At 74.1% G+C, this 20,711-nt stretch carries 18 protein-coding genes; 12 read left to right on the forward strand and 6 right to left on the reverse strand.

Annotated features, from left to right (window positions below):
• Nucleotides 1-52: 52 nt before the first annotated feature.
• The 4 genes from ABD249_RS03565 (at nt 53) to ABD249_RS03580 (ending at nt 5,507) form a co-directional block, all read left to right on the forward strand.
• Nucleotides 53-547 carry a hypothetical protein gene (locus ABD249_RS03565; RefSeq protein ID WP_344340379.1) on the forward strand — a complete coding sequence of 165 codons (495 nt, stop codon included), beginning with the start codon at nt 53-55 and terminating at the stop codon, nt 545-547.
• On the forward strand, nt 544-4,131 hold the full coding sequence (mfd, locus tag ABD249_RS03570) for a transcription-repair coupling factor (RefSeq protein ID WP_425546280.1): 3,588 nt from the start codon (nt 544-546) through the stop codon (nt 4,129-4,131). The genes ABD249_RS03565 and mfd overlap by 4 nt, the downstream gene beginning before the upstream one ends.
• On the forward strand, nt 4,128-4,883 hold the full coding sequence (locus tag ABD249_RS03575) for a MazG family protein (protein WP_344340381.1): 756 nt from the start codon (nt 4,128-4,130) through the stop codon (nt 4,881-4,883). Before mfd ends, ABD249_RS03575 begins: the two co-directional genes overlap by 4 nt.
• Before the next feature lie 159 nt (nt 4,884-5,042).
• Complete coding sequence (locus tag ABD249_RS03580) at nt 5,043-5,507, forward strand: hypothetical protein (RefSeq protein ID WP_344340384.1); 465 nt, start codon at nt 5,043-5,045, stop codon at nt 5,505-5,507.
• 238 nt (nt 5,508-5,745) lie between these two features.
• On the opposite strand, the gene ABD249_RS03585 is transcribed toward ABD249_RS03580, so the two are convergent.
• The 3 genes from ABD249_RS03585 to ABD249_RS03595 all read right to left on the reverse strand — a co-directional run bounded on the left by ABD249_RS03585 (nt 5,746) and on the right by ABD249_RS03595 (nt 9,342).
• Complete coding sequence (locus ABD249_RS03585) at nt 5,746-7,275, reverse strand: DUF222 domain-containing protein (protein ID WP_344340386.1); 1,530 nt, start codon at nt 7,273-7,275, stop codon at nt 5,746-5,748.
• Between the two features lie 617 nt (nt 7,276-7,892).
• Nucleotides 7,893-8,582, reverse strand: coding sequence for a Pr6Pr family membrane protein (locus ABD249_RS03590; protein ID WP_344340389.1), 690 nt, complete (start codon nt 8,580-8,582; stop codon nt 7,893-7,895).
• A 4-nt stretch (nt 8,583-8,586) separates the two neighbouring features.
• Nucleotides 8,587-9,342, reverse strand: coding sequence for a Pr6Pr family membrane protein (locus ABD249_RS03595; protein WP_344340392.1), 756 nt, complete (start codon nt 9,340-9,342; stop codon nt 8,587-8,589).
• 75 nt (nt 9,343-9,417) lie between these two features.
• On the opposite strand from ABD249_RS03595, the gene ABD249_RS03600 reads away from it, so the two are divergent.
• From ABD249_RS03600 to ABD249_RS03625, 6 genes are all read left to right on the forward strand, one after another.
• A complete protein-coding gene (locus ABD249_RS03600; RefSeq protein WP_344340394.1) occupies nt 9,418-10,713 on the forward strand; it encodes a histidine--tRNA ligase in 1,296 nt (431 codons plus the stop codon).
• A gap of 76 nt (nt 10,714-10,789) precedes the next feature.
• On the forward strand, nt 10,790-12,070 hold the full coding sequence (eno, locus tag ABD249_RS03605; protein ID WP_344340396.1) for a phosphopyruvate hydratase: 1,281 nt from the start codon (nt 10,790-10,792) through the stop codon (nt 12,068-12,070).
• Between the two features lie 28 nt (nt 12,071-12,098).
• Entirely contained in the window at nt 12,099-12,647 is a 549-nt protein-coding gene (locus tag ABD249_RS03610) for an FtsB family cell division protein (RefSeq protein WP_344340398.1), read from the forward strand.
• A 75-nt stretch (nt 12,648-12,722) separates the two neighbouring features.
• Nucleotides 12,723-13,238, forward strand: a complete 516-nt coding sequence (locus ABD249_RS03615) for a DUF501 domain-containing protein (protein ID WP_344342514.1) — start codon at nt 12,723-12,725, stop codon at nt 13,236-13,238.
• A gap of 49 nt (nt 13,239-13,287) precedes the next feature.
• Nucleotides 13,288-14,733, forward strand: coding sequence for an NAD(P)/FAD-dependent oxidoreductase (locus ABD249_RS03620; RefSeq protein WP_344340400.1), 1,446 nt, complete (start codon nt 13,288-13,290; stop codon nt 14,731-14,733).
• A gap of 167 nt (nt 14,734-14,900) precedes the next feature.
• A complete protein-coding gene (locus tag ABD249_RS03625; RefSeq protein ID WP_344340403.1) occupies nt 14,901-15,269 on the forward strand; it encodes a DUF4383 domain-containing protein in 369 nt (122 codons plus the stop codon).
• A gap of 75 nt (nt 15,270-15,344) precedes the next feature.
• On the opposite strand, the gene ABD249_RS03630 is transcribed toward ABD249_RS03625, so the two are convergent.
• Together ABD249_RS03630 and ABD249_RS03635 are read right to left on the reverse strand one after the other, a co-directional pair.
• Nucleotides 15,345-16,067, reverse strand: a complete 723-nt coding sequence (locus ABD249_RS03630) for a class I SAM-dependent methyltransferase (protein ID WP_344340405.1) — start codon at nt 16,065-16,067, stop codon at nt 15,345-15,347.
• Between the two features lie 34 nt (nt 16,068-16,101).
• Nucleotides 16,102-17,616, reverse strand: coding sequence for an MFS transporter (locus ABD249_RS03635; protein WP_344340407.1), 1,515 nt, complete (start codon nt 17,614-17,616; stop codon nt 16,102-16,104).
• Between the two features lie 125 nt (nt 17,617-17,741).
• On the opposite strand from ABD249_RS03635, the gene ABD249_RS03640 reads away from it, so the two are divergent.
• Both ABD249_RS03640 and ABD249_RS03645 read left to right on the forward strand, forming a co-directional pair.
• Complete coding sequence (locus tag ABD249_RS03640; RefSeq protein ID WP_344340409.1) at nt 17,742-18,953, forward strand: amino acid deaminase/aldolase; 1,212 nt, start codon at nt 17,742-17,744, stop codon at nt 18,951-18,953.
• 71 nt (nt 18,954-19,024) lie between these two features.
• Nucleotides 19,025-19,399: a LemA family protein gene (locus tag ABD249_RS03645; protein ID WP_344340412.1), complete on the forward strand. Its 375-nt coding sequence runs from the start codon at nt 19,025-19,027 to the stop codon at nt 19,397-19,399.
• On the opposite strand, the gene ABD249_RS03650 is transcribed toward ABD249_RS03645, so the two are convergent.
• Nucleotides 19,396-20,643 carry a winged helix-turn-helix domain-containing protein gene (locus tag ABD249_RS03650; RefSeq protein WP_344340414.1) on the reverse strand — a complete coding sequence of 416 codons (1,248 nt, stop codon included), beginning with the start codon at nt 20,641-20,643 and terminating at the stop codon, nt 19,396-19,398. The two genes, ABD249_RS03645 and ABD249_RS03650, sit on opposite strands and share 4 nt — an antisense overlap.
• Between the last annotated feature and the right edge of the window lie 68 nt (nt 20,644-20,711).

A 20,711-nucleotide genomic window follows, 5' to 3' on the forward strand; every position in this document is an offset into this window, starting at 1 on the left:
CCGCGCATGCCATCGACGGCTACCATGGACCGTCGACGAGGAGGGTGTCCGGATGCGTCTTCGACAGCGTGCGCTGCGCGGCCTTGCCGCGGGCGCTGCGGCGACCTCGCTCATGCTCGTCCTCGCGGGCTGCGTGGGCGGTGCGGAGGACGACGGTCCGACCGGACCGAACGGCTACGACCTCGGCGGCACGATCGGCGAGGTGAACGCCTGGGTCGACGTGAGCGAGACGACGAGCGCGCTCGACGTCATCCTCGAGCGCTCGGGCGAGTCGCAGCCGGTCGGGGTGTGCCTCGGATCGGGCGGCACCGTGTGCGTGCTCGGCGACGTCGCGACCGAGCCGTACGTCGTCTTCATGGGCCCCGCGGGCGAGAACGTCGCGACGATCACCTGGTACGGCGCGCCGATCGAGATGACGCGGCTCGAGGGCGTGCCGCTCGAGCTCAACCAGGTGTTCGTGGCCGTGCCGCCGCCGGGCGACCCCGCCGCGATCTCGTACTCGTTCTCGGTCGCCGACGCCTCGGGCGCCGTGATCTACACGCAGTGAGCCTCGCGCCGCTGCTCGCCGTCCTCGAGGAGACGGCGCTCGCCGACGCCCGTCGCCGCATCGCGGTCGGGGGGTCGTTCACCGTCGCGGAGGGCATGCGCTCGCCGCTCCTCGCCGCGATCGCGTCGACCGACCGGCCGCTGCTCGTCGTCACGTCGACGAAGCGCGAGGCCGACGCGCTCGTCGCCGAGCTCGGCGCATGGCTGCCGACGGCGACGGTCGTCGGCTTCCCCGCGTGGGAGACGCTGCCGCACGAGCGGCTGAGCCCGAGCCCCGAGACCGTCGGACAGCGGTGGCGGGCGCTGCGCGACGTGCGGATGCGCCCGGCGGGCACGCCGGCGATCATCGTCGCGTCGGCGCGCGCGGCCCTCCAGCCGACGCCCATCGGCCTCGGCGACGCCGACGCGATCGCGCTCGCGACGGGCCAGCGCGGCGTCGACCTCGCCGCGCTGACGCGCTCGCTCGTCGCGCACGCCTACCAGCGGGTCGACATGGTGACGCGTCGCGGCGAGTTCGCCGTGCGCGGCGGCATCCTCGACGTCTTCAGCCCTGCCGAGGAGCATCCGCTGCGCGTCGACCTCTTCGGCGACGAGATAGAGCAGCTGCGGTGGTTCCGCGTCGCCGACCAGCGGTCGGACCCCGAGGTCGTGCCGTCGATCGAGCTGCCGCCGGCGCGCGAGCTGCTCCTCACCGACGACGTGCGCCAGCGCGCCGCCGAGCTGCAGCACGAGATGCCGGCGATGGAGGGCATGCTCGAGAAGGTCGCGAACGGCATCGTCGTCGAGGGCATGGAGTCGCTCGCGCCGCTCCTGCTGCCGCGGCTCGTGCCGTTGACGCATCACCTGCCCGAGGCGGCCGTCGCGGTCGTCGGCCCCGAGCGCGTCCGCGACCGCGTCGCGATCCTCGACGACACGAACCGCGAGTTCCTCGAGGCGGCGTGGGCCGCGGCGGCGGCGGGCGCGCAGGTGCCCGTCGACCTCGCCGCCGGCGGCTTCCTCGACCTCGACGAGCTGCGTGCCGCAGCCGACGGCCCCTGGTACGCGCTGTCGGCGTTCGGCACCGACCTGACGCCCGACGGCTCCGAGCTCGTGCCGAGCATCCCGAACCCCATCGGCCAGGGCGCGGAGGCCGCGGTCGACGCCGTCGTCGCGCTCGCGCGCGACGGCTGGCGCGTCGTCGTCACGGTCGCGGGCCACGGCACGGGCGAGCGGGCGGCGTCGGTGCTCGCCGAGCGCGGCGTCGCCGCACGGCAGGCCGACGCGCTGCCCGCGACGCTCGAGGCGGGCGTCGTGCACGTCGCGCGCGCCTCCGTCGAGCACGGATTCCGCGTGCAGGACGCCCGCATCGCCCTCGTGAGCGAGGCGGAGCTCTTCGGCCGGGCCGTCGGCGTCGACGCCCGCTCGCCGCGCAGGCTCGCGACGCGTCGCGGCACGGTCGTCGACCCGCTGCAGCTGAAGCCCGGCGACCTCGTGGTGCACGAGACGCACGGCATCGGCCGCTTCGTCGAGCTCATGCAGCGCACGGTGTCGTCCGGCGGCCGCAACCCGACGCAGACGGTGCGCGAGTACCTCGTGCTCGAGTACGCCCCGTCGAAGCGGGGGCAGGCGGGCGATCGGCTCTCGATCCCCACCGACCAGCTCGACCAGCTCTCGCGCTACGTCGGCGGCGAGAGCCCGACGCTGTCGCGCATGGGCGGCAGCGAGTGGCAGGCGGCGAAGTCGAAGGCGCGCAAGGCCGTGCGCGACATCGCGGTCGAGCTCGTGCGGCTGTACGCGGCGCGCATGGCCTCGCGCGGCCACGCCTTCGGCCCCGACACCCCGTGGCAGCACGAGCTCGAGGACGCGTTCCCGTACGCCGAGACCCCCGACCAGCTCACGACGATCGACGAGGTCAAGCGCGACATGGAGCGCGAGGTGCCCATGGATCGGCTGCTCTCGGGCGACGTCGGGTTCGGCAAGACCGAGGTCGCGGTGCGCGCGGCGTTCAAGGCCATCCAGGACGGCAAGCAGGTCGCGATGCTCGTGCCGACGACGCTGCTCGTGCGTCAGCACCACGAGACGTTCGCCGCGCGCTTCGCGGGCTTCCCCGTGCAGGTCGCCGCCCTCAGCCGCTTCCAGTCGGCCGCCGACGCGAAGGCGACGCGGCAGGGCCTCGCCGACGGCACGGTCGACATGGTGATCGGCACGCACCGCATCCTCACCGAGGGGGCGGGCTTCAAGGACCTCGGCCTCGTCATCATCGACGAGGAGCAGCGCTTCGGCGTCGAGCACAAGGATGCGCTCAAGCAGATGAAGACGAACGTCGACGTGCTGTCGATGTCGGCGACGCCCATCCCGCGCACCCTCGAGATGGCCGTGACGGGCATCCGCGAGATGTCGACGCTCGCGACGGCGCCCGAGGCGCGGCATCCGATCCTCACGTACGTCGGCGCGTACTCCGACCAGCAGGTGGCGGCCGCGGTGCGCCGCGAGCTGCTGCGCGAGGGCCAGGTGTTCTTCGTGCACAACCGCGTCTCGTCGATCGCCCGCACCGCCGCGCACCTCGCGGAGCTCGTGCCCGAGGCGCGCATCGCCGTCGCCCACGGCAAGATGAACGAGCATCAGCTCGAGCAGGTCATCGTCGACTTCTGGGAGCGCCGCTTCGACGTGCTCGTGTCGACGACGATCGTCGAGACGGGCCTCGACATCCCCAACGCGAACACGCTCATCGTCGACCGCGCCGAGCGCTACGGCCTCAGCCAGCTGCATCAGCTGCGCGGCCGCGTCGGCCGTGGGCGCGAGCGCGCGTACGCGTACTTCCTCTACGACGCCGAGACGCCGCTGTCCGAGACGGCGCACGACCGCCTCGAGACGATCGCGGTGCACAACGAGCTCGGCGCCGGCATGCAGGTCGCGATGAAGGACCTCGAGATCCGCGGCGCAGGCAACCTGCTCGGCGGCGAGCAGTCGGGCCACATCGCGGGCGTCGGCTTCGACCTGTACCTGCGGATGGTGGGTGAGGCGGTCTCCGCCTTCCGCGGCGACGCGGAGGACGTGCCGCGCGAGCTGCGGCTCGAGCTGCCCGTCGACGCCGTCATCCCGGAGTCGTACCTCGACGCCGAGCGCCTGCGACTCGAGGCGTACCAGAAGCTCTCCGCCGCGGCGTCGTCGCCGTCGGACACCGCGATCGACATGGTCGCCGACGAGCTGCACGACCGCTACGGCCCGCCGCCGCAGCAGGTCGTGACGCTGCTGGCGATGGCGCGCCTGCGCCGTCAGGCGATGCAGGCGCGGCTGTCGGAGGTCATCACGGTCGGTCCCAACATGCGCATCGGACCCGCCGACCTGTCGGAGTCGCTGCAGCTGCGCATGCGGCGCATGTACCCGGCGGCCAAGTGGAACCAGCAGGCGCGCACGCTGCTCGTGCCGAGCCCGACCGCGGGCGGCGGACGCCTCGCGGGCACGCAGGCGGAGCCGCTGCCCGACGCCGAGCTCATCGCCTGGGTGTCGCAGCTGCTGACGGCGCTGTTCCCGCCGCCACCGCCGAAGGACGCCGTGCGCCTCGACGCCGAGGGTCGACCGATCGACGACGGCGGCGCGGCGTGAGCGGCTCGGGCGACGCCGTCGGCCGTGACCGCGCACGCGATGCCGACGGCCTCGACGGCCCCGATGGCCTCGACGGCCCCGATGGCCTCGACGGCCTCGAGGACCTCGTCGCGGTCGTCGCGCGCCTGCGCAGGTCCGGCGGCTGCCCGTGGGATGCCGAGCAGACGCACGAGAGCCTCGTCACGTACCTCGTCGAGGAGGTCTACGAGCTCGTCGACGCGATCGAGTCGGGCGACGTCGCCGGTATGCGCGAGGAGCTCGGCGACGTGCTCTACCAGGTGCTGTTCCACGCCGACATCGCGGCGGTCGAGGAGGGCTTCGACATCGCCGACGTCGCGCGCGATGCGGCGGCGAAGATGCGGTCGCGGCATCCGCACGTCTTCGGCGACGCGCAGGTGTCGAGCGTCGACGACGTCGTCGCCTCCTGGGATGCGCTGAAGCGGGCCGAGAAGTCGGAGCGCACGAGCGCGCTCGACGGCATCCCGCCGGGGCTGCCCGCGCTCGCGCTCGCGCAGAAGACGCTGCATCGTGCCCGGAAGGGCGGGCTCGTCGCACCGGTGGAGGCGGACGGGTCGGCGCCGGCGACGGAGGCCGAGCTCGGTGCGGCGCTGCTGGCGATCGTCGAGCAGGCGGGTGCGCACGGCCTCGACGCCGAGCGGGCGCTGCGCGTCGCGGTGCGCGAGCGCGACGCCGCGCTGCGGGCGGGGGAGCCTGCGCTCGGCGCCGCGTCGGCGGAGGGTGCGGCCGACTGACGGCGGGCCGGCTGCGTGGGTGGCTGTCGGTCCGGCTCCTGCCCGGCCGGTTGCCTGCCTGCCTGGCCGGCAGTCCCGCTGTCTGCCTGGCCGGCTGACGATCCGGCGCCTGCGCAGGTGGGCTCGCTAGCCTGGGCGGGCCGACGGGAGGCGTGCGTGGTGTGGATCGAGCTGGTGGTCGCCGTCGTCGGCGGCGGCGTGCTGGGCGGCCTGCTCATCGCGGGGCGATCGGTCGCGCCGGGTGCCACGTGGGTCGTCGGATGGGTCGCGCTCGCCGGGCTCGGCGTCGCCAGCGCCGTCGTCGTGGCGATCGAGCCGTGGATCACCGTGTCGGTCGGCCTCGCGGTGGCCGTGGCGGTCGTCGCCGTCGGGGCGCCGTGGGCGGCGGGTCGTGCCGATCCGAACCTGCGCGCCCTCCCGTACTGGACACGTCTGCGCGCCGACGCCCGCCTCCGTGCCGACACCGTGCGCCGCGATGCCCGCGATGCGCAGGACGTCGCGCCGCAGCGCGACCTGTCGACGCCCGACGCCGGCCGGCAGGCCGAGGGCGTGCGTCGCGACGACCGCGGTCCGGAGGACGCGGCGCCGCAGCGCGACGCGTCGACGCCCGACGCCGGCCCGTAGGCGGTCGACAACCCGTCGGGCGCGCTGGCGCGGAGCCGTGCAGCGCCGCGACGCTGCCGGTGACCGAAGCGCAGCCCTGTCGAGCGGCAGTGACTTCCATGCAGCAGGCTGCGCTCCCACGGCAGGCAGGTTCGTTCGGGCAGCGGGCTGGTCCGGCGCAGCAGCGTCGGTCGTCGGGCGGCCATCCGCCGCGGGTCGTCGATCGGCGATCCGTCTCTCGCACGGAGGCGCGCGGCGGTCACGCGCTCGATGGTGCGCGGGTGCGCGGCCTGCGAGCGTGCGCGGTCGTGATGCTCCATCGCGTCCTCGTGCCGGGTGCGATCGCGAGCGCGCCGCGGTGCACCTCGGTGTGATGGTGACGGCAGAGCAGGATGCCGTTGTCGACGTCGGTGGCGCCGTCGTCGGCCCACCTTGTGACGTGGTGCGTCTCGCACCAGCCGGCGGGTGCGGTGCAGCCCGGAGCTCGGCAGTGGCGGTCGCGAGCGATGATCGCTCGGCGTTGGCTCCGAGAGAAGAGCCGTCGTCTGCGTCCGAGCCGCAGCGGCTCCGCGTGCTCGCCCTGCACGACGGGCTGGACGAAGCCGTCGCAGAGGATGCGGGCGGCGACCGCGATGGGCACGGGATCGCCGGAGCGCTCGAGCCGCGGCACGTCGGCGATCCCATCGCGCCTGCCATGGAGCGCCTCCCGCGAGACCGTGACGACGAGCACGGGTGCCTCGCCGCCGACGCGTGGCGCCCGCGTCTCGGCATGCCTGCCGACGATCGCGACGAGCGCGTCGATGCGGCGCTGGTCGCGGCTCCGATCGTCGACGGCAGGCGCGTCCGCGCTGGTCCTGTCCGCGTCGATCGCGTCGGTGCTGCTGGTCTCGTCCGCGCTCGGCTGGTCCGCGGCGGCGTCGCCCGCGGTGGTGCGGCCGGGGAGCGCGTGGTCGGTGTCGGTGTCGGTGTCGTGGAGCGTGCTCGTGTCGTCGAGACGGCCGATGGCCGCCACCTCGCCCTCGCTCGGCGCATCGCCCACGTCCTCGAACGACGGTCGTCGCGGGCCGACGTGCGCGTCGAGCGCCGCCTCGAGGATCTCGCCCTGCTCGGTGGTGCAGAGGAACCTGCCCGCGACGAGCCCGTCGGCCCGTCGCCGCAGCGTCAGGAAGCGCGCGGCGAGCTGCGCCTCGTGACGGGGCTCGGCGCCGTCGGGGTCGAGGTAGGCGAGGCAGGCGCGGGCGAGCGCTGCGAGCGTCTCGGGCACGGCGGGCGCGTCGTCGTGCGCGGCGGTGCCGCAGCCAGCGGCGACGAGGAACGCCTCGGCCTGGTCGACGGCGTCGACCGGGGCGCGGCCGTCCGCGGCGTCGAGCCCCGCGACGATCGCGTCGGCCTGCGCGACGGAGAGCCATCCGGGAGCGAGCGCGGCCGCCACGTGCGGATGCTGGACGGGCAGCGGGGCGCCGGTGAGCGTGACGCGCGCTCGCGTCGCCTCCGCGACGACGCACAGCCGTCGGGCCTCGTGCAGCCGCAGCCCCACGCGATGCTGCAGCAGCTGCGCCAGCGTCGCGTGGCCGCTCCTGCGTACGAGCGAGGCGTCGGCGGGCAGCCCGTCGGAACGGGCTGCGACCTCGCCGGCGGCCCGCACGAGCGCCGCGTCGAGCACGCGACGCCGCGCGCCGAGCTCGTCGAGTGCGACGAGCAGCTCGTCGTCGGTGAGCGACGCGCACGCGACGGATCCCTCGAGGAGCGCGTCGACCACCGCCGTCTCGACCACCGCCTGATCGCGCATCGCTCACCGCCCCTCGTTGACCTCCAGGATACCGCGTGTTCGAACATACGTTCGAAGAAGGCGCGACCTGTGGACAACGGACCACGGGCTCGTCACGAGCCCTCGGACGGGCTCGTCGAGCACGCACGTGCGGCGCGCACGTCGAGTGCGCGCGCCGAGCACGCACGCGCGACGCGCGCGACGAACCGGCCCGCCGAATCCGCGCCGAAGCGCACCGTCGCGTGCGCAGAGGAGTCGACCCGTCGCAGAGCCGTGGATCTGGCGGCGCGTGGTCATGCTCTACGGCGCCGGCCGGGGCCCGCGAACCGTGGTCGTCGGCCGAAGGTCGATCCTCACCTGCCGTGACCGACCGATCGTGACCGACCGATCGTGACCGACCGATCGTGACCGACGTGCCGTCCCAGGCCCACCGTCCCAGGCCCACCGTCACGGGCCTGCCGTCACGGGCTTGCCATCACGGGCCTGGCGTCACGGGCCTGCCGTCACGGGTCTGACGTCACCGGCCTGCCGTCACCGGCCACCCGTCACCGGCCTGCCGTCACCGGCCACCCGTCACCGGCCCGCCGCCACCGGCGACCCGCCACCGAGCATCGAGCACCCTTCGCGCGCGACGACCCTCAGCCCGCTCGCACCCGATCGATCCGCGCGGCCGGCCGCGTCGCCCCGTCGCGCGGCCGCCACCGGATCCGGCCGACGACGGCGACGAGCGCGATGCCGACGACGAACGCGAGCAGCACCTGACCCGTCGGCGCGACGAGACCTGCGATGCCGCCGTGCACGGCGGGATCGAGGAACGGGTAGGGGATCCATCCGTCGCCGAGGCCGCCGCGGATCCACGAGCCCGCGAGGTACGCGATGGGGTAGAGCATCCAGGCGGCGATGCAGCGGCCGACGCGCAGCGGCCTGGAGGTGGGCACGAGCAGCCAGTCGATCGCCATGAGCACGGGGATGAGGCGGTGCTGCGCGAAGCTCGGGTAGGCGACGTCGAAGCCGAGCGCCTCGGCGGGGGAGGCGAGCAGCACGGCCCACACGAGGCCCGTGAGCACGATGTACGCCGTCGTCGCGCCGCGCAGGGCGTCGAACCATGCGGGCCGTCCGTCCGGACGCAGCAGCATCGTGGCGACGACGACGAGCACGAGCAGGTTCGACTGCACCGTGAAGTAGCCGAGATGCTCGCTGAGCCGGTCGCCCTGCCCGGCGACGGTCACGAGGTTCCACACCTCGGCGAAGACGCCGGCGAGCAGCACGGTCGTGCGCAGGGCCAGCACGGGCACGGAGCGGTCGGTCAACGACCAGGGCGACGTCACGCGCTCATCGTGGCACGGGCGCGGCCTCGCGCCGCGCTGCGGGCGGCGACGCGCCGAGCGCGGCCGCCTGGTCCTCCGGCGGCACCGCGGGCCCCGCGTCGCGCAGGCGCACGCGCCTCGCCGGCCCTGCGCCGCGCGGGCCGAGCAGCGCGACGAGCACGACGAGCCCCATGAGGATGCCGAGCACGCCCGTCGTCTGCACGGCGACGCCGAGCCAGCCGTCGGCGGCGACCGGGTTGAGGAAGGGGTAGAGCCACGCGCCGATCTGGTTCGCGACGATCAGCGCGACGACGGCGTACACGGCGGGGTAGATGAGCCACGTCCAGGAGCGGCGGCGGCGCACGCTCGTGCGACCGGGCGTCAGCGCCCAGTCGAGCACCATGACGAACGGCACGAGCTGGTGCTGCACGATGCTCTGGAACGGCTCGGTCGGGTCGAGGAACGAGCCCGGCTCGAGCACGGTGACGTAGGTGACCCCGGCGAGCAGCACCCACGTCGTCGTCGCGCCGCGCAGCCAGTCGAACCACGCGGGGCGGTGCGTCGCCGGCTGCGCGACCATCCAGATCGCGACGAGCCCCGAGAGCACCGCGGCCTGCGTCGTGAAGTACGAGAAGTGCACGACGAGCGACGCCCCGAGGTCGAGCAGCACGCCGACGCGTCGCGCCTCGGCCGCCACGACCATGCCCACGATCGTGAGACGCAGCAGCTGCGACGCGACGCCGTGGTCGCGAAGCAGCGGTCTGCGGAGGCGGAGGGCCATCGCTCCATCCTGCCGAACTCGCGGCGCGTCCGCGGACGCCGGGCGGCGCGCGCGGGATGCGAGAGGATGGGGCACGTGGCATCCCAGGTGAACCCTCCCCGCGGCATGCGCGACATGCTGCCCGCCGAGCACCGGCGCCGTGCGCACGTCGCCGGCATCATCCGCGACGCGTTCTCGGACCATGGCTTCGAGGAGATCGAGACGCCCGTCGTCGAGCTCGCCGAGCGCCTGCACGCGGGCCTCGGCGGCGACAACGAGAAGCTCGCGTTCGGCATCCAGCGCCGCGGCCTCACGGTCGACGACCTCCGCGCGGCTGCCTCGCCCGCCGAGCTCGCCGACCTCGGGCTGCGCTTCGACCTCACGGTGCCGCTCGCGCGCTACTACGCGACGAACCGGGCCGAGCTGCCCTCGGTCGTGCGCACGATCCAGATCGCGCCGGTCTGGCGCGCCGAGCGCCCGCAGGCGGGCCGCTACCGCCAGTTCGTGCAGTGCGACATCGACGTCGTCGGCGAGCCCGGCATCCAGGCGGAGCTCGAGCTCGTCGCCGCGACGGGCGACGCGCTGGCCCGCCTCGGCCTCGGCGACGCGTTCCTGCGCGTCAACGACCGCCGCATCCTCCACGCGATGCTCGAGGCCGCAGGCGTGCCCGACGCGGCGCGCGAGGGCGCGCTCATCACGATCGACAAGCTCGACAAGATCGGCCGCGACGGCGTCGCGGGCGAGCTCGACGCGGCAGGGATCGACGGCGCGGCCGTGCTCGCGCGCATCGACGCCGTGGCGGCGGGGGACTGGTCCTCGCTGCCCGACGAGGCGACCGAGGCCCTGCGCACGCTGCTCGCCGTCGATGCCGCCGACCTCGGCGTGCGGCTCGAGCTCGACCCGTCGCTCGTGCGCGGCATGGGCTACTACACGGGCGTCATCATGGAGATCGCGCACCCGGCGGTGCCGTACTCGATCGGCGGCGGCGGCCGCTACGACGGGATGGTCGGCCGGTTCCTCGGCACCGACGTGCCCGCCGCGGGCATCTCGTTCGGCTTCGAGCGGCTCATCGACCTCGTCGACGTCGTCGCCGACGAGGGCGCCGAGACCGTCGGCATCCTCCACGACCGCGACCTGCCGCCGGCGACGCTCGTCGCCGTGAAGCGCCGCGTCGTCGCATCGGGTCGCGCCGTGCGCGTCGCGCGCCGCACGAAGAACGTCGCGCGCGTGCTCGACGGCCTCGCGGCCTCCGGCGCGACGCACATGCTCGCGCTGCGGGCCGACGCCGATCCCGCCGGCGACCTCGACGTGCAGCCGCTGCGCGCGCCCGAGTCGACGACGCTGCGCACGCCCGAGTCGACGACGCTGCGCGCCTCCGAGTCGACGACGTAGGCTCGATCCCGCATGACGCGCGCCCTGGCGCGCGTCGACGCGAGAGAGACCACCACCCCCCAAGCAAGGAGTCCACGTGGCATCCATCGACGCACTGCTCGCCCGCGAGATCCTCGACTCGCGCGGCAACCCGACCGTCGAGGTCGAGGTGCTGCTCTCCGACGGCGCCGTCGGCCGCGCCGCCGTCCCCTCCGGCGCCTCCACGGGTGCGTTCGAGGCCTACGAGCTGCGCGACGGCGACGCCGAGCGCTACATGGGCAAGGGCGTCGAGCAGGCCGTCGCCGCCGTCAACGAGGAGATCGCGGACGCCGTCGAGGGCCTCGCCGCCGACGACCAGCGCATCGTCGACCAGACGCTCATCGAGCTCGACGGCACCGACAACAAGTCGCGCCTGGGCGCCAACGCCATCCTCGGCGTCTCGCTCGCCGTCGCGAAGGCCGCCGCCGACTCGTCGGCCCTGCCGCTCTTCCGCTACCTCGGCGGCCCGAACGGCCACGTGCTGCCCGTGCCGATGATGAACGTCATCAACGGCGGCGCGCACGCCGACACCGGCGTCGACATCCAGGAGTTCATGGTCCTGCCGATCGGCGCGCCCACGTACCGCGAGGGCCTGCGCTGGGGCACCGAGGTCTACCACACGCTCAAGAAGGTGCTCGGCGAGCAGGGCCTGTCGACGGGCCTCGGCGACGAGGGCGGCTTCGCCCCCGACCTCGCGAGCGGCCGCGCAGCGCTCGAGCTGCTCGTGCAGGCGATCGAGAAGGCCGGCTTCACGCCCGGCACCGACATCGCGCTCGGCCTCGACGTCGCCGCGAGCGAGTTCTTCCGCGACGGCGCGTACCACTTCGAGGGCAAGGCTCGCACGAGCGCCGAGATGGCCGAGTACTACGTCGACCTCGTCGACTCCTTCCCGCTCATCACCGTCGAGGACCCGCTCGACGAGGCCGACTGGGACGGCTGGGCGGCCATCACCGAGCAGCTCGGCGGCAAGGTCCAGCTCGTCGGCGACGACCTGTTCGTCACGAACCCCGAGCGCCTCTCGGAGGGCATCGCGAAGGGCGCCGCGAACGCCCTGCTCGTGAAGGTCAACCAGATCGGCACGCTCACCGAGACGTTCGACGCCGTGCGCATCGCCTCGATGGCCGGCTACGCGTCGGTGCTCTCGCACCGCTCGGGCGAGACCGAGGACACGACGATCGCCGACATCGCGGTCGCCCTCAACGTCGGCCAGATCAAGACGGGCGCCCCGGCCCGCAGCGACCGCGTCGCGAAGTACAACCAGCTCCTGCGCATCGAGGAGGACCTCGCCGAGGCCGCCGTGTACGCAGGCGCGGCCGCCTTCCCGCGCTTCCGCGGCTGAGCGGCACCCGCGGCGTAGCCTGACCTCCATGGACGACCGGCCCGGCGGCATCCGCGGCCTCGGCCGTGCCCTCGCCTCCACGGCGAGCGCGCGCGCCGAGCGCCGCGGCGCCGAGCCGCGCCGTGCGGCCGACGCGCAGGTCGGGCGGCTGCGCGTGTCGTGGACGCTGCTCGTCGTCGCGGGCCTCGTCGTCGTGGGCGCGTTCACGCTCGCGCCGTCGGTCGGCCTGCTGCTCGAGCAGCGGCGCACGATCGCCGACCTGCAGGCGCAGGTCGCGCAGCAGGAGCAGAGCGTCGACGACCTCGGCGACGAGGTCGCGCAGTGGGACGATCCCGCGTACATCGAGGCGCAGGCGCGCGACCGCCTCTTCTACGTCTACCCGGGCGAGACGGCGTACGTCGTCATCGACGATCGCGGGCCGGCGGAGTCCGCCGAGGACGCGCAGGCCTTCACGACCGACCTCGTCGGCTCCGAGGGCGACTGGGTGCAGGCGGGCATCGCCTCCGTCGTCCTCGCGGGCCTCACGGAGGCGGATGCCGACACGCTCGGCGCGGGCACGCCGCTCGAGCCGCGCTGAGCCCCACCCACCCCACCCATCCCATCCAGGAGCACCGCAGTGATCGAGCACGCCACCGACGCCGACATCGCCACGATGACGGCGCAGCTCGGCCGTCCCGTGCGCGACGTCGTCGGCGTCTCGGCGCGCTGCGGCTGCGGCGCGCCCGCCGTCGTGGCGACGCGACCGCGGCTCGCGAACGGCACCCCGTTCCCGACGTTCCACTACCTCACGCATCCCGACGCGACCGTGGCGGCGTCGCGCCTCGAGGCATCGGGCGTCATGGGCGAGCTGCAGGCGCGCCTCGACGAGCCGGAGGTCGCGGCCGCGTACCTGCGCGCGCACGAGGCGTACCTCGCCGAGCGCGCCGAGCACGGCGAGGTGCCCGAGATCGACGGCATCAGCGCCGGCGGCATGCCGACGCGCGTGAAGTGCCTCCACGCCCTCGTCGCGCACAGCCTCGCGGCAGGTCCGGGCGTGAACCCCATCGGCGACGCGGCGCTCGCGCTCGGCGACTGGCAGCCGGAGACGTGCACGTGCAGCAGGCCCGCCGCCGACGGCGAGGACGAGGCCCGATCGCCCGCGTCCCGGGGCGACGTCGAGCAGGAGTAGCATCGTGGGTGCTGTCGCACACCCCCACAGAGCAGAGAGCCATTCCACTGTGACCACTCGCATCCTCATCGTCGGCGGTGGCTACGCCGGCTTCTACACCGCACGCGGCCTCGAGAAGATCCTCGGCCGCGGCGAGGCCGAGGTGACCCTCGTCGACCCGCTGCCGTACATGACGTACCAGCCGTTCCTCCCCGAGGTGGCCGCCGGCAACATCGAGGCCCGTCACTCCGTCGTCTCGCTGCGCAAGCACCTCAAGCGCACCGCCGTCGTCACCGCCCGCGTCACCGCGATCGACCACACGGCCAAGGTCGCCACGATCACGCCCGACGACGGCGAGTCCTTCGACCTCGAGTACGACGAGCTCGTGCTCACGGCGGGCTCCGTGTCGCGCACCTTCCCGATCCCGGGCGTCGCCGACGTCGCGATCGGCATGAAGACCATCGAGGAGGCCGCCGCCGTGCGCGACCGCCTCATCTCGAACTTCGCTCGTGCCTCCGTGCTCCCCGAGGGCCCCGAGCGCACGCGCCTCCTCACCGTCACGGTCGTCGGCGGCGGCTTCGCAGGCATCGAGACCTTCGGCGAGCTGCGCGGGCTCGCGACGAGCCTCGTCGAGCTCTACCCGGACGTCGCGATGGAGGACATCCACTTCCACCTCATCGAGGCGATGGGGCGCATCATGCCCGAGGTCAGCCTCGAGACGGCGAAGAAGGTCATCAAGCAGCTCGAGGACCGCGACGCGCACATCCACCTCGACACGCAGCTGAAGTCGGCCGTCGGCGGCCTCGTCGAGCTCTCGACGGGCGAGTCGTTCGAGTCCGACCTCATCATCTGGACGGCCGGCGTCATGGCCAACCCGATGGTGCGCAAGACGGGCCTGCCGCTCGACGACCGCGGTCGCATCACCGCCTCGACGACGCTGCAGGTCGTCGACGGCGACGAGGTCGTGCCGCACGCCTGGACCGCCGGCGACGTCGCGGCCGTGCCCGACGTGTCGAAGACGCCCGGCCCCGGCGGCTTCTGCGTGCCGAACGCGCAGCACGCCGTCCGCCAGGGCAAGCTGCTGCCGCGCAACGTCGTCGCGACGCTCCGCGGCGAGGCGCCGCAGCCGTACATCCACGCCAACCTCGGCGCCGTCGCGGGCCTCGGCGTCGGACACGGCGCCTTCCAGAAGGGCAAGATCGGCTTCACCGGTCCGCTCGCCTGGCTCGCGCACCGCGGCTACCACGGCATGGCCATCCCGATGGTCGAGCGCAAGCTGCGCGTGCTCGGCGGCTGGGTCAACAACGCCGTCCTCGGGCGCGACGACGTCGAGCTCGCGATGCGCGAGACCCCGCGCGACGTGTTCGCCGAGTTCGCGTCGCGGCCGAAGCCCGCGGCCGAGGAGCCCAAGGCCGAGCCGATGGTCGACACGCAGCCCGCCCGCGCCGACGAGCAGCGGCTCGCCGTGGCCGAGTCGGACGAGCTGGCGGACGAGAAGGCTGACACGAAGGCCTGACCGCCCCGTCTCGACCGGCCGGCACCGCGCACGCGGTGCCGGCCGTCGTCGTCTGTCCCGTACCAACTGCTCGGCGTGCGGCGCAACCGCGTCGCGAGCGGAGGTGCCGATCCCGGATCGTGGTCCTTCGAGGACGGGCGCGGGCCCGTCGGAGAGGACCACCACCCATGCAACGCAAGGTCGCCCTGATCCTCGGGATCGTCGTCGGAGCGCTCGGACTCGTCGGACTGCTGCAGGAGGGCCACCTCCTCGGCCTCATGAACGTCGACATCGCGCTCGACGTCACGCGCATCCTGCTGGCCGTCGTCCTGATCGCCGCGTCCTTCCGCGAACGTGCCGCACGCGCGGCGCTGGTGATCGTCGGCGTCCTCTACGTCGGGATGGGCATCATCGCCCTGCCCGACCCGCAGCTGCTCGGCATGCTGCCCTCGGGCTTCACGGGCTTCGACATCGGCTTCCACCTGATCGTCGGCGTGCTCGCGATCGTCATCGGCGCGATCCCGGCACGCTCGCGCCGCACGATCCACCGCGCGTAGCCCCGCACGTTCCGACGCCCCGTCGCCGCACCTCGCGGCGACGGGGCGTCGCTGCGCGCGCCGTCGTCGCGCGCCTCAGCGAGCCCTGGCGACGACGAGCATGATGCGGGCGGCGTCGGTCAGCGGCTCGTCGTGCCACCCGCCGTGCACCGTCTCGACCGCGAACCCCGCACGCGCGAGGTCGCGCTCGAGCTCCGCCCGCGAGCGGAACGTCAGCGCGAGCGTCGTCGTCACGGTCTCCGCGGCGTCGACGAAGCGCGTGCGCGCCGCGAGCCGCACGACGCGACCGTCGGCGCGCTCGACGTCCATCCACTCCACGAGCGGACCGTGCACGCTCTCCCGGCTCGTCTCGCCCTCCGCCGCCCATGCCTCCCAGGCGCGGGCCGCGGGGTTCCGGCTCTCGAACGCGAGGATGCCGCCGCGCCCCATGCGCGCGCGGATGGCACCGAGCGTGCGCGGCCAGTCGGCATCGGGGATGTGCTGGGCGACGTTGCCCGTCATGATGGCGAGGTCGACGGGCTGCATCGGGGCGGCGGAGGCATCACCCTCGACCCACTCGACCTCGTCGCCGCCCGGCCGTGCGCGCGCGAACGCGAGCATCGCCGGCGACGGATCGACGCCGACGATGCTGCGGCCCTCGCGGGCGAGGGTGACGGTCAGGATGCCCGTGCCGCAGCCGACGTCGAGGATCGCGCGCGCCCCGTGGTCGTCCGCGATCTTGCGGTAGCGATCGTGGTCCGGGCCGTCGGGGTTCTCGTCGTCGTACAGGTCGACGATGCGCCGGTCGTAGTCGGTCACGAGAGGCAGCGTAGGGCGCCGCCGCGTGCGGCGCCTACGTGCGCCGCGGACCCGAGCCTCCCTTGCCTCCGTCGTCCCCACCCGGCCCGTCGTCGGGCGTGACGCCCGCCTCCGCCTCCTCGATGAGCGAGAGCGGCGACGTGATGTCCTCGAGGGACCTGCCCGCGGCGCTGACGCCGAAGATGCCGCAGATGACGCCGCCGGCCATCATGACGCACGAGCCGAGCACGTAGCCCCAGAAGAGCGGCTCGCGGTCGGTGCCGTCGCCGATGAGCGAGCCGTACAGCGCCGGCGCCGCGGCGCCGACGAGCTGGCCGATCGAGAAGACGTACGAGATGACCTGGCTGCGCAGCTCGAGCGGGAAGATCTCCGACACCGTCAGGTACGCGGCCGACGCGCCCGCAGAGGCGAAGAAGAACGACGCGCACCAGAAGATCGTGTGGGTCGTGGCGTCGAGGGTGCCCGCCCGGAACAGGAACGCCGACACGAGCAGGATGAGCCCCGCGAGCACGTAGGTGCCGAAGAGCATCCTGCGCCTTCCCCACGTGTCGAAGAGGCGGCCGAGCAGCAGCGCGCCGGCGAGGTTGCCGAGCGCGAAGGCGATGAAGTACTGCGACGCCGTCGCCGGCGGGGTGTCGTAGAAGTTCTCGAGCACGAGCGCGTACGTGAAGAAGATCGCGTTGTAGAGGAACGACTGCGTCACCATCATCGTGACGCCCACGAAGGTACGGCGCGGGTACTCCTTGAAGAGGACCTTCGCGATCGTCAGGAACGGCACGCGCCCGATCTCGCGCACGGTGATCGCCTTCGACGCGTCGACGTCCTCGATCTTCTTGCCCTCGGCTCGGATGCGCTCCTCGATGGCGTCGACGCCGCGCTCGGCCTCCTCCTCGCGCCCGTGCGTCATCTGCCACCGCGAGCTCTCGGGGATGTGCCGGCGGAGGTAGATGAGCGCGAGGCCGAGGATCGGGCCGATGAGGAACGACAGGCGCCATCCGACGTCCTGCGCGAAGAGGTCGGTGTTCAGGAAGACCGAGGAGGCGACGGCACCGAGCGCCGCACCGCCCCAGTACGTGCCGTTGATCGCGATGTCGACGCGGCCGCGGTACTTCGCCGGGATGATCTCGTCGATCGCCGAGTTGATGGCGGCGTACTCGCCGCCGATGCCCGCGCCGGCGACGAAGCGCCACAGGTAGAAGAACCACGGGGCGAAGGACAGGCCGGCGATCGCGGAGCCGACGAGGTAGACCGCGAGCGACACGAGGAAGAGGTTCTTGCGGCCGAGGCGGTCGGCGAGCCTGCCGAAGAACAGGGCGCCGAAGACCTGCCCCAGCAGGTAGAACGTGCCGGCGAGGCCGACCTCGGCGGCGTCCATGCCGAGCGTCTGCGCGTACCCGTTCGCGGCGACGATCTGCACCTCGAGGCCGTCGAGGATCCACGAGAACCCGAGCCCCACCACGATGAGCCAGTGGAATCGCGACCATGGCAGCCGGTCCATGCGTGCCGGCACCAGGGATCGGTGCTCCGTCGGCTTCGTCTGCGTCGCCATCGCCGCGTCCTCTCGTCGTTCCCGGAGACGTTCCTATCGGTCTCCCGTGGATGCTCGAGAGCCATTGACCGGATGCCGAGGAGGGGAGTACGGCGGCGTGCACGACGCGCCGCTAGGGTCGGGGCGTGCTCGACCTCTCCGCCACGCGCGCCGTCGACGCCGCCGCGCACGGCTCGCCGCCCTGGCCCGCGCTCGACGCCGCGACGCGCCATCTCGACGCCCCGCTCGCCGCCGTCTCGCTCCCCGCGCTCGCGGCCAACGCCGCCGACCTCGTGCGGCGTGCGGGCGGCACGCCCATCCGCGTGGCGTCGAAGTCGGTGCGCTGCCGGGCGGTGCTCGACGCCGTCCTCGCGCTGCCGGGCTGGCACGGCATCCTCGCGTACACGCTGCCGGAGGCGCTCTGGCTCGCCGAGACGTGCGACGACATCGTCGTCGGCTACCCGAGCGTCGATCGCACGGCCATCGCGACCCTCGCGGCGTCGGAGGGGCTCGCGGCACGCGTGACCCTCATGGTCGACGACCCCGCGCAGCTCGACCTCGTCGACGCCGTCGCGGCGCCGACCGCCCGCGCGACGATCCGCGTCGCCGTCGAGCTCGACGCCGCCTGGCGCGGGCCGCTCGGCCACGTCGGTCCGCGACGCTCGCCCGTGCACGCCGCCGCCGACCTCGCGTCGCTCGCCCGCGCCGTCGTCGCGAGGCCGGGCTTCTCGCTCGTGGGCGTCATGGCGTACGAGGGGCAGATCGCGGGCGTCGGCGACGCGCGCAGCGCCCTCGTGCGGACGATGCAGCGCGCCTCGGCCGCCGAGCTCGCCGAGCGCCGTGCGGACGCCGTCGCTCGCGTGCGCAGGATCGCCGACCTCGAGTTCGTCAACGGGGGAGGCACGGGCTCGCTCGAGCGGACGTCGGCCGAGGATGCCGTGACGGAGGTCGCCGCCGGCTCGGGGCTCTTCGGACCGGGGCTGTTCGACGGCTACCGCGGCTTCCGGCCGCTGCCGGCGCTCGGCGTCGCCCTGCCCGTCGTGCGGCGGCCGAGCGCCGACGTCGCGACGCTGCAGTCGGGCGGGTGGATCGCCTCCGGCCCCGTCGGCGCCGACAGGCAGCCGACCATCGCGTGGCCGACGGGGCTGCGCCCGATCGCGCGCGAGGGGTTCGGCGAGGTGCAGACGCCCGTGCAGGGCGCCGCCGCGCGCGACCTGCGCGTCGGCGACCGCGTCTGGCTGCGGCATGCGAAGGCCGGCGAGGCGTGCGAGCACGTCGACGCCCTGCACGTCGTCGACCCGGATGGCGCGGTGACGACCGTGCCCACGTACCGGGGGGAAGGGCGCACCTTCCGGTGACGATGGGCTGCTCGCAGCAGCGCCCGACCGGTGGGGCACCGGGGGCGTCCGCCGCCGGTAGCGTGGATGCCATGGTCGCCGATCCCCTCGCCCTCACGCTGTCCGCCATCGTCGCCGGCGTCGTCGTCGTCGTGCTCGCGATCGTCGTCTGGCAGGTGCTCGCCGTCCGCCGGGTGCGCCGGGCCGCGGAGGCGATCGCGGCGGAGCGCGACCGCCTCGCCACCGCGCGCACGGCGCACGCGCAGGCCCAAGGGTCGAGCCCCGCGGAGGTCGCGTCGGCGAACGACCGCGTGCAGGAGGCGCGTCGCGCCGTGAACGCCGCCGTCCGCGAGGGCGAGGCGCTGCGCAAGCGCTTCCCGACGTCGCTCTACGCAGGCCGCATCCCCGCGCCGGAGTACGAGGAGGCCGGCGGCGGCACCGCCGAGCCGCCCCGCATCGCCTTCTAGCCGACGCGAGGCTCGAGCGCCGCCGCGAGATCGGCCGCCCACGAGCCGGGCCCCGCGATCGCGACCGACTCGAGGCCCTGCCACGCCGCGGCCTCGTGGATGCGCGGCGCGATGCGCTCGGCGAGCGCGCGCGAGCGCTCGGCGAACGCCGGCTCGACGTGCGCGTGCTGCACCCGCAGCACGCCCGCCTGCCGATCGCTCTTGAGGTCGATGCGGCCGACGACCTCGTCGCCCACCACGACGGGCAGCACGTAGTAGCCGTGCTCGCGCTCGTGCGCCGGCGTGTAGATCGAGATGCGGTAGTGGAAGTCGAACATGCGCAGCGCGCGGGGACGGTGCCACACGATGGGGTCGAAGGGCGAGAGCAGCGCCGTCGCATCGATGCGGCGCGGGATGCGCTGGGCCGCGTGCAGGTAGGCGGGCACGCCCCAGCCGTCGACCGTCACGGGCAGCAGCTCGCCCGCGTCGACGAGCGCGTCGATCGCTCGCCGGGCGTCGGCGAGGTACGCGAGCCGGTGGTAGTCGCGCAGGTCGTCGACCGTCGCGACGCCGAGCGCGACCGCCGCGCGGCGCACGAGCTCGACCGTCGCCTCCTCCTGCGGCACGACGTGCCGCAGCCGCTCGGGCAGCGCCCGCTCGGCGAGGTCGTAGACGCGCTCGAAGCGCTGCCTGCCGAGCACGACGAGCTCGCCCGCCCGGAACATGGCGTGGATCGCGTGGTAGACGTCGCCGCGATCCCACCAGCCTCCCGGCCCGCGCACGTTCGAGGGATGCTCGATCTCGCCGACCGTCGACGGGCCGCGGTCAGCGACGATCGCGCGCAGCTCGGCCATGAGCGTCGCCTGCGCGGCGAACTGGTCGGCCTGCCGCGCGCGGAACCGATCGGCGCGGAAGCGCAGGAGCGGCACGTCGTCGACCGGCACGATCGCGGCCTCGTGCGCCCAGAGCTCGGTCGTGCGGCCCAGCACGCGCGGCCGGCGGTCGTGCGCGACGAGCCGATCGAGCAGCCCGCGGTCGTACGCGCCGAGCCGAGCGAGCGGTGGGAGGTAGTGGCTGCGCTCGAAGACGTTGACGGTGTCGAGCTGCAGCAGCCCGAGCGTCGCGACGACGCCGGAGAGCTGCCGCGTGCCCACGGCGGGCGGCGATGCGCCGAGGCCGTGCGCGCCGAGGCCCTGCACGCCGAAGCCCTGCGCGGCGAACGCCACGCGACGCGCCTGGGCCGCCGACAGCCGTGCTCGAGCCATGCCCACGACCCTAGGGGCGATCGCCGACCCTCCTGCGAGCACGACATCGTCCATGCACAGCCCACGCA

The organism is Agrococcus versicolor (assembly GCF_039531815.1).
GTDB classification, from domain to species: domain Bacteria; phylum Actinomycetota; class Actinomycetes; order Actinomycetales; family Microbacteriaceae; genus Agrococcus; species Agrococcus versicolor.

Coding starts and splice junctions, on each gene's coding strand:
- ABD249_RS03565 (WP_344340379.1), top strand. CDS start 53: ATGCGTCTTCGACAGCGTGCGCTGCGCGGCCTTGCCGCGGGCGCTGCG.
- ABD249_RS03585 (WP_344340386.1), bottom strand. CDS start 7,275: ATGCGCGATCAGGCGGTGGTCGAGACGGCGGTGGTCGACGCGCTCCTC.
- ABD249_RS03595 (WP_344340392.1), bottom strand. CDS start 9,342: ATGGCCCTCCGCCTCCGCAGACCGCTGCTTCGCGACCACGGCGTCGCG.
- ABD249_RS03610 (WP_344340398.1), top strand. CDS start 12,099: ATGGACGACCGGCCCGGCGGCATCCGCGGCCTCGGCCGTGCCCTCGCC.
- ABD249_RS03615 (WP_344342514.1), top strand. CDS start 12,723: ATGACGGCGCAGCTCGGCCGTCCCGTGCGCGACGTCGTCGGCGTCTCG.
- ABD249_RS03625 (WP_344340403.1), top strand. CDS start 14,901: ATGCAACGCAAGGTCGCCCTGATCCTCGGGATCGTCGTCGGAGCGCTC.
- ABD249_RS03635 (WP_344340407.1), bottom strand. CDS start 17,616: ATGGCGACGCAGACGAAGCCGACGGAGCACCGATCCCTGGTGCCGGCA.
- ABD249_RS03645 (WP_344340412.1), top strand. CDS start 19,025: ATGGTCGCCGATCCCCTCGCCCTCACGCTGTCCGCCATCGTCGCCGGC.
- ABD249_RS03650 (WP_344340414.1), bottom strand. CDS start 20,643: ATGGCTCGAGCACGGCTGTCGGCGGCCCAGGCGCGTCGCGTGGCGTTC.